Source organism: Streptomyces lydicamycinicus (assembly GCF_000829715.2).
GTDB lineage: Bacteria > Actinomycetota > Actinomycetes > Streptomycetales > Streptomycetaceae > Streptomyces > Streptomyces lydicamycinicus.
The window spans coordinates 200,673-214,881 of sequence record NZ_BBNO01000011.1 but is presented as its reverse complement, the minus strand read 5'-3'; the positions used below and the strand labels follow the sequence as shown (position 1 = coordinate 214,881).

At 70.4% G+C, this 14,209-nt stretch carries 11 protein-coding genes and 1 tRNA gene; 6 read left to right on the top strand and 6 right to left on the bottom strand.

All coding sequences use genetic code 11. The features are described 5' to 3' along the window. Positions 1 to 351: 351 nt before the first annotated feature. The 3 genes from pepN to TU31_RS33775 all read left to right on the top strand — a co-directional run bounded on the left by pepN (position 352) and on the right by TU31_RS33775 (position 5,956). Positions 352 to 2,886 (top strand): aminopeptidase N, encoded by a 2,535-nt coding sequence (gene pepN, locus TU31_RS33785; RefSeq protein ID WP_045867349.1) that lies wholly within the window; start codon positions 352 to 354, stop codon positions 2,884 to 2,886. A gap of 203 nt (positions 2,887 to 3,089) precedes the next feature. Continuing rightward, positions 3,090 to 4,523 (top strand): pyridoxal phosphate-dependent decarboxylase family protein, encoded by a 1,434-nt coding sequence (locus TU31_RS33780; protein WP_042161809.1) that lies wholly within the window; start codon positions 3,090 to 3,092, stop codon positions 4,521 to 4,523. Further along, the gene (locus TU31_RS33775) at positions 4,520 to 5,956 is read left to right on the top strand and encodes a lysine N(6)-hydroxylase/L-ornithine N(5)-oxygenase family protein (protein ID WP_042161807.1); all 1,437 of its coding nucleotides are present in this window, start codon (positions 4,520 to 4,522) and stop codon (positions 5,954 to 5,956) included. Before TU31_RS33780 ends, TU31_RS33775 begins: the two co-directional genes overlap by 4 nt. 49 nt (positions 5,957 to 6,005) lie before the next feature. On the opposite strand, the gene TU31_RS38870 is transcribed toward TU31_RS33775, so the two are convergent. Further along, positions 6,006 to 6,176: a hypothetical protein gene (locus TU31_RS38870; RefSeq protein WP_158894831.1), complete on the bottom strand. Its 171-nt coding sequence runs from the start codon at positions 6,174 to 6,176 to the stop codon at positions 6,006 to 6,008. A 407-nt stretch (positions 6,177 to 6,583) separates the two neighbouring features. On the opposite strand from TU31_RS38870, the gene TU31_RS33770 reads away from it, so the two are divergent. Next, complete coding sequence (locus TU31_RS33770; RefSeq protein ID WP_042161805.1) at positions 6,584 to 7,315, top strand: SIMPL domain-containing protein; 732 nt, start codon at positions 6,584 to 6,586, stop codon at positions 7,313 to 7,315. Positions 7,316 to 7,460: 145 nt separating this feature from the next. Next, positions 7,461 to 8,897, top strand: a complete 1,437-nt coding sequence (pyk, locus tag TU31_RS33765) for a pyruvate kinase (protein WP_042161803.1) — start codon at positions 7,461 to 7,463, stop codon at positions 8,895 to 8,897. A gap of 52 nt (positions 8,898 to 8,949) precedes the next feature. On the opposite strand, the gene TU31_RS33760 is transcribed toward pyk, so the two are convergent. Together TU31_RS33760 and TU31_RS33755 are read right to left on the bottom strand one after the other, a co-directional pair. Further along, positions 8,950 to 9,723 carry a hypothetical protein gene (locus TU31_RS33760; protein WP_042161801.1) on the bottom strand — a complete coding sequence of 258 codons (774 nt, stop codon included), beginning with the start codon at positions 9,721 to 9,723 and terminating at the stop codon, positions 8,950 to 8,952. Between the two features lie 109 nt (positions 9,724 to 9,832). Next, positions 9,833 to 9,907, bottom strand: a tRNA-Leu gene (locus TU31_RS33755). An 84-nt stretch (positions 9,908 to 9,991) separates the two neighbouring features. Between TU31_RS33755 and TU31_RS33750 the strand changes: the two genes are divergently transcribed. Then, a complete protein-coding gene (locus TU31_RS33750) occupies positions 9,992 to 10,657 on the top strand; it encodes an ANTAR domain-containing response regulator (RefSeq protein WP_107070807.1) in 666 nt (221 codons plus the stop codon). A 76-nt stretch (positions 10,658 to 10,733) separates the two neighbouring features. Here the strand turns inward: TU31_RS33750 and TU31_RS33745 are convergent, their stop codons facing one another. Genes TU31_RS33745 through TU31_RS33735 form a run of 3 tightly spaced genes read right to left on the bottom strand, consistent with a single transcriptional unit; the run spans position 10,734 to position 14,208 of the window. Continuing rightward, the gene (locus TU31_RS33745; RefSeq protein WP_042161797.1) at positions 10,734 to 11,450 is read right to left on the bottom strand and encodes an ABC transporter ATP-binding protein; all 717 of its coding nucleotides are present in this window, start codon (positions 11,448 to 11,450) and stop codon (positions 10,734 to 10,736) included. Next, positions 11,447 to 12,409, bottom strand: a complete 963-nt coding sequence (locus TU31_RS33740; protein ID WP_042161856.1) for an ABC transporter ATP-binding protein — start codon at positions 12,407 to 12,409, stop codon at positions 11,447 to 11,449. The genes TU31_RS33745 and TU31_RS33740 overlap by 4 nt, the downstream gene beginning before the upstream one ends. A 5-nt stretch (positions 12,410 to 12,414) precedes the next feature. Then, entirely contained in the window at positions 12,415 to 14,208 is a 1,794-nt protein-coding gene (locus TU31_RS33735) for a branched-chain amino acid ABC transporter permease (RefSeq protein ID WP_042161854.1), read from the bottom strand. Position 14,209 lies beyond the last annotated feature (1 nt).

The window sequence follows — 14,209 nt, the reverse complement described above, 5'->3', positions numbered from 1 at the left end:
TTCGCGGGTGCTGTGACGGACGGTGCCACCGTCCGGCAGTCGGCAACGGGGGACGGTCGGAGGGGATGTACCGGGGCCCGCCCGCAGGACCGGAGCAAACACCGGGGCAATCAAACGCACGTAGCCGCGTCGCCCGCGCCGAGGACGGGCCCCGGTGCGTCCCCTCCGACCCCCGCGGCAACCACAGACCCCGCAACGGCGCCAGCCACAACGGCGCCGCACCAAACGACGTACGGCGCCCCCTTAGGGGCGCGGGGAACTGCGCGCCCAGCCACAAAACACCCGCAGACAACCAACGCGCACCCCCAAACCCACCTGCACCCGCCGCAGGCGGTACGGCAGCATGGCCCCATGCCCCAACTGACGCGCGACGAGGCGCAGACCCGAGCCCGGCTCATCGACGTCCACCGCTACGAGGTCGCCCTCGACCTCACCCGAGGCGCGGAGCGGTTCGGCTCCCGGACGGTCATCCACTTCACCGCGCGCACCGCCGGCGACACCTTCGTCGAGTTCAGGCCCGCCGAGCTGCACTCCGTCACCCTCGACGGCCGGCCGCTCGACCCCGCGGCCCTCGACGACAACCGCCTCCCGCTGACCGGACTGGCCCCCGGCGCCCACGAGCTGCGGCTGGACGCCACCATGCACTACTCCCGCACCGGCGAGGGCATGCACCGCTTCACCGACCCGGCCGACGGCGAGAGCTACGTCTACACCCAGCTGTTCATGGAGGACGTCCAGCGCGTCTTCGCCGCCTTCGACCAGCCCGACCTCAAGGCCGTTTTCGCGCTCTCCGTCCAGGCCCCGGAAGACTGGACGGTGCTCGCCAACGGCCGCACCGAACACCTGGGGGAGGGTCGCTGGGACGCTGCCCCGACCCCGCTCATCTCGACCTACCTCGTCGCCGTCGCCGCCGGCCCCTGGCACTCGGTCCGCACCGAGCACGCCGGACTGCCCTTCGGCATCCACTGCCGCCGGTCGCTCGCGCCCCACCTGGACGCCGACGCCGGGGAAATCCTCGACCTGACCCGCCGCTGCTTCGACCGCTACCACGAGATCTTCGAGGAGCCGTACCCCTTCGACTCCTACGACCAGGCGTTCGTCCCCGAGTTCAACGCCGGCGCCATGGAGAACCCCGGCCTGGTCACCTTCCGCGACGAGTACGTCTTCCGCTCCGCCGTCACCGACACCGAACGCCAGACCCGCGGCGTGACGATCGCCCACGAAATGGCCCACATGTGGTTCGGCGACCTGGTCACCCTCCAGTGGTGGGACGACATCTGGCTGAACGAGTCCTTCGCCGAATACATGGGCTACCAAGTCCTGGCCGAAGCCACCGGCTTCACCGACACCTGGACCGACTTCGCCGTCGCCCGCAAGGGCTGGGGCTACGACGCCGACCAGCGGCCGTCCACCCACCCCGTCGCCCCGACCCCCGCGGACGTCCCCGACACCGCCTCCGCGCTGCTCAACTTCGACGGCATCTCGTACGCCAAGGGCGCCTCCGCACTGCGCCAACTCGTCGCCTGGATGGGGGAGAAGGACTTCCTCACCGGCATCAACGAACACTTCGCCCGGCATCGCTTCGGCAACGCCACCCTCGCCGACTTCCTCGACTCCCTCGCCCGCGCCACCGACCGCGATGTGCACGCCTGGGCCGCCCGCTGGCTGCGCACCACCGGGGTCGACAGCCTCACCCCGGTCGTGCAGGAGGCCGCGGACGGCAACTGGAGCGTGTCCGTCGAGCAGACCGGAAGCGAGGACGGCACCCGCCCGCACCGCCTCACCATCGGGCTCTACGACCACGACCGCGCCGCCCCGGGCCGCCTCGTGCCACGCGAACCGCTGAACTGGGACGTGCCCGACGACGGCTCCCACGCGGCCACCGGCGGCCGCCCCGCCCTGCTCCTCCTAAACGACCAGGACCTCACCTACGCCAAGGTCCGCCTCGACCCCGTCTCCTGGGACACCGTCCTCGGCGCCCTGTCCGGCCTTCCCGACCCGCTGACCCGCGCCGTCGTATGGAACGCCGCCCGCGACATGGTCCGCGACGGCGAACTCGCCCCCACCGCCTATCTGGACGCCGCCCGCGCCCACCTCCCGGACGAGACCGACCTCGCCCTCGTCCGGGGCGTCCTCGCCTTCGCCCGCACCCAGATCGCCGACCACTACCTCGCCCTCCCCGAACGCCACAGCGCCCTGGCCACCCTCACCGCCCTCAGCCGCGACATACTCCGCCGCACCGAAGGCCCCGAACACGGCACCGAAGCAGGATTCCGGCTCACCGCCGTACGCGCCTTCATCGACAGCGCCACCACCCCCGAAGGCATCCAGGACTGGCTCGACGACGGCAGCGTCCCCGGCGGCCCCCGCCTCGACCCCGAACTGCGCTGGCGCATCCTCGGCCGGCTCGCCACCCTCGGCGCCACCACCCCGGACGCCATCAACGCCGAACTCGCCCGCGACCCCAGCGCCACCGGCCGCGAGGGCGCCGCCCGCTGCCACGCCGCGCTCCCCGACCCGGCCGCCAAACAGGCCGCCTGGGACGCCCTGTTCACCACCGACGGCGAGACCGCCCTCTCCAACTACCTCTTCACGGCCACCGCCACCGGCTTCTGGGCCCCCGAACAGCTCGACCTGCTCCGCCCCTACGTCGACCGCTACTTCGCCGAGGTCCCCGCCCTCGCCGCCGCCCGCGGCCCGGCCCTCGCCGCGGCCGCCGGCCGCCACGCCTTCCCCGCGCCCTTCGTCGAGGACCACACCCTCCGGCTCGGCGAGACCTGCCTCACCGACCGCGACCCGATCCCGGCCCTGCGCCGTAAGCTCCTCGACCAACTCGACGACCTGCGGCGGGCCTTGCGGGTACGCGCCGCGGCCGGCCGCGCATGACCGCCGACTGAACGCACCGGGCGCCGCCGGACCGACAGCCGGCGGCACCCGAACATCTGCGGTAAACACCCGTACCACTTACGGGTGGTATGACCGCGACATCAGTGGATACGCACCGTACAGGGAAAGTAACTTAGGGCCGCCTAAAAGGGCTCGTCCACACCGGACCGCGGCCCGAACTCCCCTGACAGAAGAGCACATTGATGCCTGTGCCCCCTGCCGGCACCGCCCTCGCAGGCGGCACCAACGGCCCCCGCGCACTCCGCCCCCTCCTCGACACCGTCCTCGACGCCCTCACCACCGGCGCCGAGGACCGCGCCGGCCCGCTGCCCCCCGGCGGCCCCGAGACGGTCGCCCGCACCGTACGCGAGGCCTGCCACCCCCTGCTCCCCGACCACGGCAGCGGCCCGCTCGCCGCCCTGCGCACCCTCGTCCACACCCTTGCCGCCGGCGCCGCCGACCCCGCCGACCCGCACTGCGCCGCTCATCTGCACTGCCCGCCGCTGGCCCTCGCCGCCGCTGCCGACCTCGCCGCCGCCGCCCTCAACCCTTCCATGGACTCCTGGGACCAGGCCCCCGCCGCCTCCACCCTCGAAGCCCTCACCAGCCGCGCCCTCGCCGCGCTGGTCTACCCCCAGGCCACCGACCCCGACGCGCTGATCACCACCGGCGGCACCGAATCCAACCAGCTCGCCCTGCTCCTCGCCCGCGAAGCCGCCGCCCCCGACGGCACCGCGACCGACCCCCACCGGCCCGCCCGCCCCCTCCAGGTCGTCTGCGGCGCCAACGCCCACCACAGCATCCACCGCGCCGCCTGGCTCCTGGGCCTCCCCGAACCCCTCACCCTCCCCACCCCCGACGGCATCCTCACCCCCGACACCGTCCACAGCTGCCTGGCCAACCTCGCCGGACGCACCGGCCCCGTCCTCCTCGTCGCCACCGCAGGCACCACCGACTCCGGCGCCATCGACCCCCTGCCCGCCCTCGCCGACGTCGCCGAACAGCACGGCGCCCGCTTCCACATCGACGCGGCCTACGGCGGAGCCCTCCTCTTCAGCGACACCCACCGCGCCGCCCTGCACGGCCTCGCCCGCGCCCACACTGTCGCCCTCGACCTGCACAAACTCGGCTGGCAACCCGTCGCGGCCGGTCTCCTCGCCGTCCCCGGGCCCGCCACCCTGGCACCCCTCGCCCACCAGGCCGACTACCTCAACGCCGACGACGACACCGAAGCCGGCCTCCCCGACCTGCTCAGCCGCTCACTGCGCACCACCCGCCGCCCCGACATCCTCAAAATCGCGGTCACCCTCAAGGCCCTCGGCCGCCACGGCCTCGGCGAACTCGTCGACCGCACCCTTGCCGCCGCCCAGACCCTCGCCGACCTCATCGAGGCCCACCCCCGCTACGAACTCCACTCCCGCCCCACCCTCAGCACCGTCCTCTTCCGCCCCACCGGCGCCGACCACACGACCCTCGCCGCCATCCGCCGCACCCTCCTCACCGACGGCCAGGCCGTCCTCGGCCGCGCCACCACCCCCACCGGGCTGTGGCTCAAGGCCACCCTCCTCAACCCCCACACCCAACCCGGAGACCTCACCACCCTCCTCAAACTCGTGGAAGGCCACACCCCCAGATGAGCAGCACTCCACACCCCGAAGGCCCCCTCGCCACCGACACCACGAGCCCCGACGAACCCCTCGACCTCGCCGGCATCGGCGTCGGTCCCTTCAACCTCTCCCTCGCCGCCCTCGCCCACCCCCTCACCCAGCTCCGCACCGCCTTCTACGACCAGCGCCCCGCCTTCCACTGGCACCCCGGCCTCCTCATCGACGGCGCCACCCTCCAAGTTCCCTTCCTCGCCGACCTCGTCACCCTCGTCGACCCCGCCAGCCCCTGGACCTTCCTCAACTACCTCAAGACTCGCGAACGCCTCTTCCCCTTCTACTTCGCCGAGCGCTTCCACATCCACCGCGCCGAATACGACGCCTACTGCCGCTGGGTCAGCGAAAAACTCCCCACCCTGCACTTCGGCCACCAGATCGACGCCATCCGCTGGAACCCCGAACGCGAACTCTTCGAAGTCGACTTCACCCAGCTCGACACCGACGGCGAAGCCGAGGCCCTCGGCCGCACCTACGCCCGCAACCTCGTCCTCGGCATCGGCACCACCCCCCACATCCCCGTCCCGCTACGCCCCCTCGCCGACGCCCCCGCCGTCCCCGTCATCCACTCCGCCGACTACCTCGACCACCGCGAACGCCTCCTCGCCGCCGACCATGTGACCGTCATCGGCGCCGGCCAGTCGGGCGCCGAAATCTTCCTCGACCAGCTCCGCGCCCGCCCCGCAGGCCGCGAACGCCTGCACTGGCTCGCCCGCACCCCCGCCTTCGCCCCCATGGAATACAGCAAGCTCGGCCTCGAACACTTCACCCCCGACTACACCCGCTACTTCCACGCCCTCCCCGAACGCGTCCGCGACGACCTCGTCCCCGGCCAGTGGCAGCTCCACAAAGGCATCGACCACACCACCCTCGCCGCCCTCCACGACGAGCTCTACCGCCGCACCCTCGACGGTGGCTGGCCCGACGCCACCCTCACCCCCGGCGTCTTCGTCCGCACCGCGGGCCGAGTCGGCACCACCAAGGTCGAACTCCACCTCGACCACATCCAGCAAGGCACCCGCTCCCGCCTCACCACCGACGCCGTCATCCTCGCCACCGGCTACCGCGAACGCCGTATGGACACCCTGCTCGCCGCCCTCGACCCCTACGTACGACGCGACTCCGGCGCCCGCCCCCGCGTCGACGCCCACCACCGGCTGGTCCTCGACCCCGCCATCACCGGCTCGGTCTACGTCCAGAACGCCGAAACCCACACCCACGGCGTAGGCGCCCCCGACCTCGGCCTCGCCGCCTGGCGCAGCGCCACCATCCTCAACTCCCTCACCGGCGACACCCCCTACCCGCTCCCCACCCGCACCGCCTTCACCACCTTCGGCCTCCCGCAGCCCACGACGGGCCGCACGGGCATGGTCCCCCGCCAGGGCTCCACCCTCGTGCCCCGCCGCTGACCCGCACCCGCCGCCCGCTCGGGGGCGACTTCCCGGCCCCCGCCCGGACTCAGAACACCGGCACCCCGCCCCGGGTCAACTTCCGGTCCACCGAGGCACATACCGCCGGATCGACCTCCCCGGTCCCCTGCACCCGGCCCGGCGCGCCCCGTCCGACGACCCCGATCATCAGCTTCCGGATCCCGTCCGACGCCGACCACCCCTGCTCGACAGCCGCCACGCGCGAGAAAATGCCGCCACCACTCGCCCGGCAATTGTTCACCGCCCAGCACGAACCGCGTCGCATCGTCCGACGGCTTCCCGTCGAACATCAGCTTCCCGATCCGCTGCCCCGCCGACTTCGCGATATCTACCTCGTACGACACCCCACGCGACACGTCGTAGTCGTCATCCGGAATACCGTCCGCATTCGCCTACAGCAGCGGAAAATCACCGCTCTCCGCGAATTTCCGCAGCAAACGCGGAACCACGCGGACGAGCGCCGCCACACCGGTGGACAACGCGCGTAGGTTCTGGCGCGGCCGCCCGCCCGGAACACCCCTCGCACCCGGCGGCCTGACTACCCGCCATCGGCCGTCCCGATATGCGACCCTTCACCACCCACACCCTCGCACCCGGGAGCCACCCATGACCGACGCCGACGACACCCCCGCCGTCCCCACCACCGGCACCACCCCCACCGCCCTGCCCTACGGCACCCCCGACACCCCGCGCCTCGCGGTACGCGGCGAAGCCCGCCTCGAAGTCGACCCCGAAATCGCCCGCCTCGCCGTCACCGTCAGCGCCCGCGGCACCGACCGCGGCACCGCCCTCACCGACCTCACCCGCCGCAACGAAGCCGCCCTCACCCTCATCAAGAGCTACGGCGACGCCATCGAAAAACTCGAAACCGGCACCTTCAGCCTCACCCCCCAGCTCACCGAGAAAGGCCGCCACGAACGCGTCCGCGCCTACCACGGACGCGTCACCCACACCGCCACCCTCAACGACTTCACCGTCCTCGGCGAACTCACCACCCGCCTCGCCGACCTCGACCTCACCCGCGTCGACGGCCCCTGGTGGGCACTGCGCCCCGACTCGCCCGCCCACCGCGCCGCCCGCACCCAAGCCGTCCGCGAAGCCGTCCAGCGCGCCCGCGAATACGCCGAGGCCGTCGGCGCCCGCCTCGACGCCCTCCTCGAAATCGCCGACCTCGGCGCCGAGAACACCGCGCCCACAGCCGCCCCCGCCATGCGCTCCCTCGCCGGCTATGGCGGCGCCACCCAGGAAGCCGCCCCCGCCCTCGATCTCGAACCCCAGCGCCAGGCCGTCTATGCCCATGTCAACGCACGCTTTACGATGACCCGTCCCGTACTGTGAGACCACCCGCCGCGAGGGCTATATTCCGCTCATCGGAGCGCCATCGCGCGCATTTCATTAGTTGTCAACAGCCTTTCATCAAGCGCTCGTTGGGCAGTCACTTTCTTACAGTTCCCTACCGCTCGGTAAGTCATAGAGTCGAAACATGCGCCGAGCAAAGATCGTCTGCACTCTGGGACCCGCCACCGACTCGTACGAGCAGATCAAAGCCCTCGTCGACGCCGGAATGGACATCGCCCGCTTCAACCTCAGCCACGGCACCTACGCCGATCACGAGGCACGATTCGACCGGGTCCGCAAAGCGTCCGAAGAAACCCGCCGCAGCGTAGGCATCCTCGCCGATCTTCAAGGCCCGAAGATTCGCCTCGGCCGATTCCGCGAAGGCCCCGTACTTCTCGAACGCGACGACGAGTTCACCATCACCGTCGAACCGTCCGTGGAAGGCGACCGCCAGATCTGCGGCACCACCTACGACGGCCTCGCCGCCGACGTCACCACCGGCGAACGCATCCTCGTCGACGACGGCAAGGTCACCCTCGAAGTCACCGGCGTCGACGGCCCCCACGTCCGCACCAAGGTCATCGAAGGCGGCATGGTCTCCGACCACAAGGGCCTCAACCTCCCCGGCGTCGCCGTCTCCGTCCCCGCCCTCTCCGAAAAGGACCGGGACGACCTCCGCTGGGCCCTGCGCTACGGCGCCGACATCATCGCCCTCTCCTTCGTCCGCAGCGGCCGCGACATCGAAGACGTCCACCGCATCATGCGCGAGGAAAACCGCTTCCTGCCCGTCATCGCCAAGGTCGAAAAGCCCCAGGCCGTCGACAACATCGACGACATCGTCGCCGCCTTCGACGGCATCATGGTCGCCCGCGGCGACCTCGGCGTCGAAATGCCCCTCGAAACCGTCCCGATCGTCCAGAAGCGCGCCATCAAACTCGCCAAACGCAACGCCAAACCGGTCATCGTCGCCACCCAGATGCTCGACTCGATGATCGACAACTCCCGCCCCACCCGCGCCGAGGCCTCCGACGTCGCCAACGCCGTCATCGACGGCACCGACGCCGTGATGCTCTCCGGCGAGACCAGCGTCGGGAAGTACCCCACCGAGACCGTCAAAACCATGAGCCGCATCGTCGAGGCCGCCGAGGAAGACCTCCTCGCCAAGGGCCTCCCGCCGCTCACCGAGGCCAACAAGCCCCGTACCCAGGGCGGCGCCGTCGCCCGCGCCGCCGCCGACATGGGCGACTTCCTCGGCGCGAAGTTCCTCGTCGCCTTCACCCAGTCCGGCGACACCGTCCGCCGCCTCTCCCGCTACCGCTCGCCCATCCCGCTCCTCGCGTTCACCCCCGACCCGGCCACCCGCTCCCAGCTCAACGTCAGCTGGGGCGTGGAGACCTTCCTCGGCCCGACCGTCAACTCCACCGACGAGATGGTCGCCCAGGTCGATGAGCAGCTCCTGCGGATCGGCCGCTGCCAGAAGGGCGACGTCGTCATCATCACCGCCGGCTCCCCGCCCGGCGTCCCCGGTTCCACCAACCTCGTCCGCGTCCACCACATCGGCGAGGACGACTCCCCGAAGTAGCCCCACCCGCACCGCGCTCCCGCTGGGCCGAGGTACCTGACTGCCGTCCCTGTCAGTACTTCGGCCCGATGTGTTGGTCCATGAGGGCGACGGAGGATTTCCGGGCCACGGAGATGTTCTCGGCTTTACGGGATTGCCGGGCGGGTTTCCACTCGACCCCGACCGCGTCGAGGGTGTCGGTGTAGAGGCGGATGATGTCGGCGGACATATTGGTGAAGAAGTACCGCGGATACTCGTAGCGTTTGCGCTCACCGCCCACCTTCCTGGTCGTCCAGTTGGTGATGCGGCAGCCGTCCGAGTGGATGAGTCCGCGGAGAAACTCCCAGGGGTGCGCGTCCACGATCTGCTGCTGCCAGGCTTCGAGGACGATCGGCCGCTCGTGCTTCTTGCCGGGGCCGTGTTGGGGGAACAGGCAGGGCCAGTGATGGCTGTAGCTCGTCACCATGACGCAGCCCTCGCGCTGGATGATGCAGACACTGTTCGTCGGGCGGACCGCCTTCACCGCTTCGCGGCAGGCCACGATCAACCCCGGCCAGGCATCCGCGCATGCGATCCGCAGCGCGAACCCGCGCCGTTGGGGCTGCCTGCTGAGACAGCCGTCGCCGAGGTAGAGGCCGAGTAAGTAGGCGTATGCCGTGGCTGCCTCAGGGGGCCGGGGCACGCGCTCGCATCGCGGGCATTCCGTCGTGCGCGAGAGGGGCTCGATCCTGGTCTGCCAGGATCGGATGGCGAAGCGGGATATCCCGGTCTGCTTGCTCACGGAATGGAGACTGCGGCCCTGGGCGACGAGGGCGAGGGTCTGGTCGCGCACGCTGCGGTCGTACATATATACGAGCTTGGAGTGTGTGCGGCCTTCGCAGTCCTGACCGAGCCGATGTTCGCTCCATTGAGCGAACTTCCTCGAAAGTCAGGTGACCTTGGAATCGAAGGCAAAGTGCCCCGGGTCGGACTCGAACCGACACTGTATGGGTTTTGAATCCATTGCCTGCTGCCAATTGGGCTACCGGGGCCAACGGAATCCAAGGTTAATGCCTACCTGCTGTGGGACCACCTTACAGGAGATGGGTAGGCTCATGGAGCACCACCTGCCTGGAATGAGGAGTCCCGTGAGCGCCGCCGAGCCCGAGCAGCCCGTCGCCGATGACGATCAGTCGCATGTCCCGCCGCTGACCACGCGCGTCGTGATCGCCGAGGACGAGGCCCTCATCCGTCTCGATCTCAAAGAGATGCTGGAGGAGGAGGGCTACACCGTCGTCGGCGAGGCCGGGGACGGGCAGACCGCTGTGGAGCTGGCCCGGGAGCACCGTCCCGACCTGGTGATCCTGGACGTGAAGATGCCGGTGCTGGACGGCATCTCGGCGGCCGAGAAGATCGCCGAGGAGACCATCGCGCCGGTGCTGATGCTGACCGCGTTCTCGCAGCGTGAGCTGGTGGAGCGGGCGCGGGACGCGGGTGCGATGGCGTATCTGGTGAAGCCGTTCTCGAAGAGCGATGTGGTTCCGGCGATCGAGATGGCGGTGAGCCGGTTCACCGAGCTGCGGACGCTGGAGAAGGAGGTCGCGGACCTCACCCAGCGGCTGGAGACCCGGAAGCTGGTGGACCGGGCGAAGAGCATTCTCCAGACGCAGTACGGGCTGACGGAGCCGGCCGCGTTCCGGTGGATCCAGAAGACGTCGATGGACCGGCGGCTGTCGATGCAGCAGGTCGCCGAGGCGGTCATCGAGGACGCCGAGGAGAAGAAGCAGCAGAAGGATCAGTAGGCGCTGCCGAGCGTGTGAGCGGCCCCGTACCGGTGTTGACCGGTGCGGGGCCGCTCGTGTGGGAGGCCGGGGCGGGTCAGTCCTCGCCGAGGTAGGCCTTGCGGACGGATTCGTCGTGGAGGAGGGATTCGCCGCTGCCGGAGTGGACGATGCGGCCGATTTCCATGACGTGTCCCTGGTCGGCGAGGGAGAGCGCGGCCTGGGCGTTCTGTTCGACGAGGAGGATGGTGGTGCCCTGGGAGCGGAGTTCGCGGATGGTCTCCATGATCTTCTGCATCATGATCGGGGAGAGGCCCATGGAGGGCTCGTCGAGCATGAGGAGTTTGGGGCGGGACATCAGGGCGCGGCCCATGGCGAGCATTTGCTGTTCGCCGCCGGAGAGGGTGCCGGAGGCTTGTTTGCTGCGTTCGCCGAGGATGGGGAAGAGGTCGTAGACGCGCTGGATGTCCTTCTCGATGCCGTCGGCGTCTTTGCGGAGGAAGGCGCCGAGCTTGAGGTTTTCGGCGATGGTGAGGCGGGGGAAGAGGCGGCGGCCTTCGGGGGAGTGGGCGAGGCCGCGTTCGACGATTTTGTGGGCGGGGACGCCGTTGAGCGGTTCGCCGTCGAAGGTGATCTTGCCGGCCAGGGGCTTGAGGAGGCCGGAGAGGGTGCGCAGGGTGGTGGTCTTCCCGGCGCCGTTGGTGCCGATGAGGGTGACGGCCTGGCCTTCTTCGACGGAGAACGAGATGCCTTTGACGGCTTCGATCTTGCCGTAGGCGACGCGGAGGTCCTCGACCTCGAGCAGTGCGGTCATGGGGTGTCTCCGGTCTGTCCCTGGGCCGGCCGGTCTGTGGGGGCCGTCCCGTCTGCTGCGTCGGGTTCTGCTGCCGGTGCCGGTGCCGGTGCCGGGTCCGGGGTCTCGGGGGTGGCCGGCTCGGGCGCGGCCGCGGTGTCCGTGGCCCGGTCCGGTGGTGCGACGTCCTCGACGGGGGTGCCCAGGTAGGCGGCGATGACGCGTTCGTCGGCCTGGACGACCTCCGCGGTGCCTTCGACGAGTTTCTGGCCCTGGACGAGGACGGCGACGCGGTCGCACATGTTGAAGATGAAGCGCATGTCGTGCTCGATGACGAGGACGGCGATGCCCTGGGCGCGGATGGCGAGGACGAGGTCCTGGGTGGCGCGGGTCTCCTGGGGGTTCATGCCGGCGGTCGGTTCGTCCAGCAGCAGCAGTCCGGGTTCGCTGGCGAGGGCGCGGGCGATTTCGAGCTTGCGTTGTTCGCCGTAGGGGAGGTTGCGGGCGAGGTGGTCGCGTTTGTGGGCGAGGCCGGTGAACTCCAGGAGTTCCATGGCGCGTTCTTCGCTGGTGCGTTCGGCCTTTTTGAAGCCGGGGCTGCGGAGGAGCGCGGACCAGAGTCCTTCCTTGGTGCGGGTGTGCCGCCCGACGAGGACGTTTTCCAGGACCGTCATGTTGGCGAAGAGGCGGATGTTCTGGAAGGTGCGGGCGACGCCGGCCTGGGTGACGAGGTGGGGTTTACGGGAGAGGCGGGTGCCCCGGTAGCTGACGGTGCCTTCGGTGGGCACGTAGAGGCCGGTGAGGCAGTTGAAGAAGGTGGTTTTGCCGGCTCCGTTGGGGCCGATGAGGCCGACGATTTCGCCGGCGCCGACGGTGAGGTCGACGCCGCGTACGGCGGTGAGTCCGCCGAAGCGCATGGTGACGCCGTCGGCCTTGAGGACGGTGTCAGTGGCGGGTGCGAGGCTGGGTGCTGTGGTCATGGTCGTCACGCCTTTGCCTTGGTGGCGCCGAGGGTGGCGTCTGCGTCCGGGAGGCGCTGGTCGGGCACGTCGAGTTGGCCGGTCTCGTGGAATTCCAGCTGCTTCCTGCGGTCGGGGATCAGGCCCTCGGGGCGGTAGCGCATCAGGAGGACGAGGGCGATGCCGAAGAGCAGGAGTTGGTAGTCCTGGAGGAAGTCGAGTTTGGCGGGGATGAGGAAGAGCAGGGCGGCGCCGACGAGGGGTCCGCTGAGGGTTCCCATGCCGCCGAGGATGACGGCGGCGAGGAGGAAGGCGGAGTTGGGCGGCTGGGGCCCGGCGAACTGGAACTGCTCGGGGGTGGCCGTGGTGACGACGTGGGCGTGCACGGTGCCGGCGAGTCCGGCGAGCGCGGCGCCGAGCGCGAACGCCAGCAGACGCAGCCGGAAGCTGTTGATGCCCATGGCGATGGCGGCGGTCTCGTCCTCGCGGATGGCGATCCAGGCGCGGCCGATGCGGGAGGCCGCGGCGCGCCGGAAGACGAGGACGACGAAGGCCGTCACGAGGATCATCAGCAGGTAGTAGTTGCCGTAGGTGGCGATGGGGATGCCGAGGATGGTGTGGGGCTCGCCGAAGTTGAAGCCGAAGATTTCGAGGTTGGGGATGTTGGGGATGCCCATGGCGCCGTTGGTGACGTCGGGGCCGGTGGTGCCGTTGAGGTTGAGCATGGCGATGCGGAAGATCTCACCGAAGCCGAGTGTGACGATGGCGAGGTAGTCGCCGCGCAGGCGCAGGGTGGGGGCACCGATGAGGACGCCGAAGATGAGGGAGGCCGCGGCGCCGGTCAGGAGGGCTGCCCAGAAGGGGAAGTGGAGCCCGAGGGCGGATTCGGGGGAGCCGGAGACGAGGGCGGCCGCGTAGGCGCCGACGCCGAGGAAGGCGACGTAGCCGAGGTCGAGCAGTCCGGCGAGGCCGACGACGACGTTGAGGCCCAGGGCGACGGTGGCGAAGATCAGGATGTTGGCCCCGATGATCGTGTACTGGTCGGTGTCCTGGGTGAGGGGGAAGCAGGCGGCGGCGATGAAGGCCGCGCCGAGGGCCACGCCGCGGTGGGTGTGGGTCAGTGCGGTGAGCCGCGCGATGAGTCCGGCCCGGTTGAGGGCGGGGATGGCCAGCACCATGAAGATCAGGTAGCCGACGAAGGGGGCGCCGTCGTCGGTGTCGATCCCGTAGGTGAAGGCGAGCAGCCCGGCGGCGAAGGCGGCCGCGATGATCAGGATCTCGGCCCAGGAGGGGAGTTTCCGGGTGCGGGGCCGTAGGGGGGAGGCGGCCAGGCTCGCGGTGAAGCGTCGCCACGGGTTGGCGGGCGGTGTGTCGGGGACCTGGTCGGGAGGCAGGGCAAGGGCGCCGGCGACGGTGATCAGGGAGGCGAGTCCGGCGATGGCGCCGCCGGGTTCGAGGTTGATCAGGCCGTGCAGCTCGACGGCGATGGAGAGCAGGGTGAACCAGGTGGCGGCGAAGGTGGCGAGGGCCGCGAGGAGGGTGGGGGCGTGGCGTCCCGCGGGGGTGAGCCATTGCAGGCCGCGGACGCCGAGCGCCGCGCAGGCGAGGAGCAGGGTGAGGAGGCCGCCGACGAGGGTGATGATCTGGAGGCCGGCGGGGGAGAGGTAGTAGGTGAGGTCGCCGGGGAAGTCGCTGCTCCAGGTCCAGGCGAGGGCGGTGCTGGCGGTGGTGGCCAGGGCGCCTGCGGCGGTGACGAGGCGCGCGGTGCGCTCGGGGAGCGGGATCAGGCCGCGGGCCGGGGTGGTGGTGTGGGTGGTCATC

What these genes read in the sequence shown, in the direction of transcription:
- TU31_RS33760 (WP_042161801.1), bottom strand. Translation starts at nt 9,723, where the DNA reads ATGTACGACCGCAGCGTGCGCGACCAGACCCTCGCCCTCGTCGCCCAG.
- TU31_RS33735 (WP_042161854.1), bottom strand. Translation starts at nt 14,208, where the DNA reads ATGACCACCCACACCACCACCCCGGCCCGCGGCCTGATCCCGCTCCCC.
- TU31_RS33740 (WP_042161856.1), bottom strand. Translation starts at nt 12,409, where the DNA reads ATGACCACAGCACCCAGCCTCGCACCCGCCACTGACACCGTCCTCAAG.
- pepN (WP_045867349.1), top strand. Translation starts at nt 352, where the DNA reads ATGCCCCAACTGACGCGCGACGAGGCGCAGACCCGAGCCCGGCTCATC.
- pyk (WP_042161803.1), top strand. Translation starts at nt 7,461, where the DNA reads ATGCGCCGAGCAAAGATCGTCTGCACTCTGGGACCCGCCACCGACTCG.
- TU31_RS33775 (WP_042161807.1), top strand. Translation starts at nt 4,520, where the DNA reads ATGAGCAGCACTCCACACCCCGAAGGCCCCCTCGCCACCGACACCACG.
- TU31_RS33780 (WP_042161809.1), top strand. Translation starts at nt 3,090, where the DNA reads ATGCCTGTGCCCCCTGCCGGCACCGCCCTCGCAGGCGGCACCAACGGC.
- TU31_RS33750 (WP_107070807.1), top strand. Translation starts at nt 9,992, where the DNA reads ATGAGGAGTCCCGTGAGCGCCGCCGAGCCCGAGCAGCCCGTCGCCGAT.
- TU31_RS33745 (WP_042161797.1), bottom strand. Translation starts at nt 11,450, where the DNA reads ATGACCGCACTGCTCGAGGTCGAGGACCTCCGCGTCGCCTACGGCAAG.
- TU31_RS33770 (WP_042161805.1), top strand. Translation starts at nt 6,584, where the DNA reads ATGACCGACGCCGACGACACCCCCGCCGTCCCCACCACCGGCACCACC.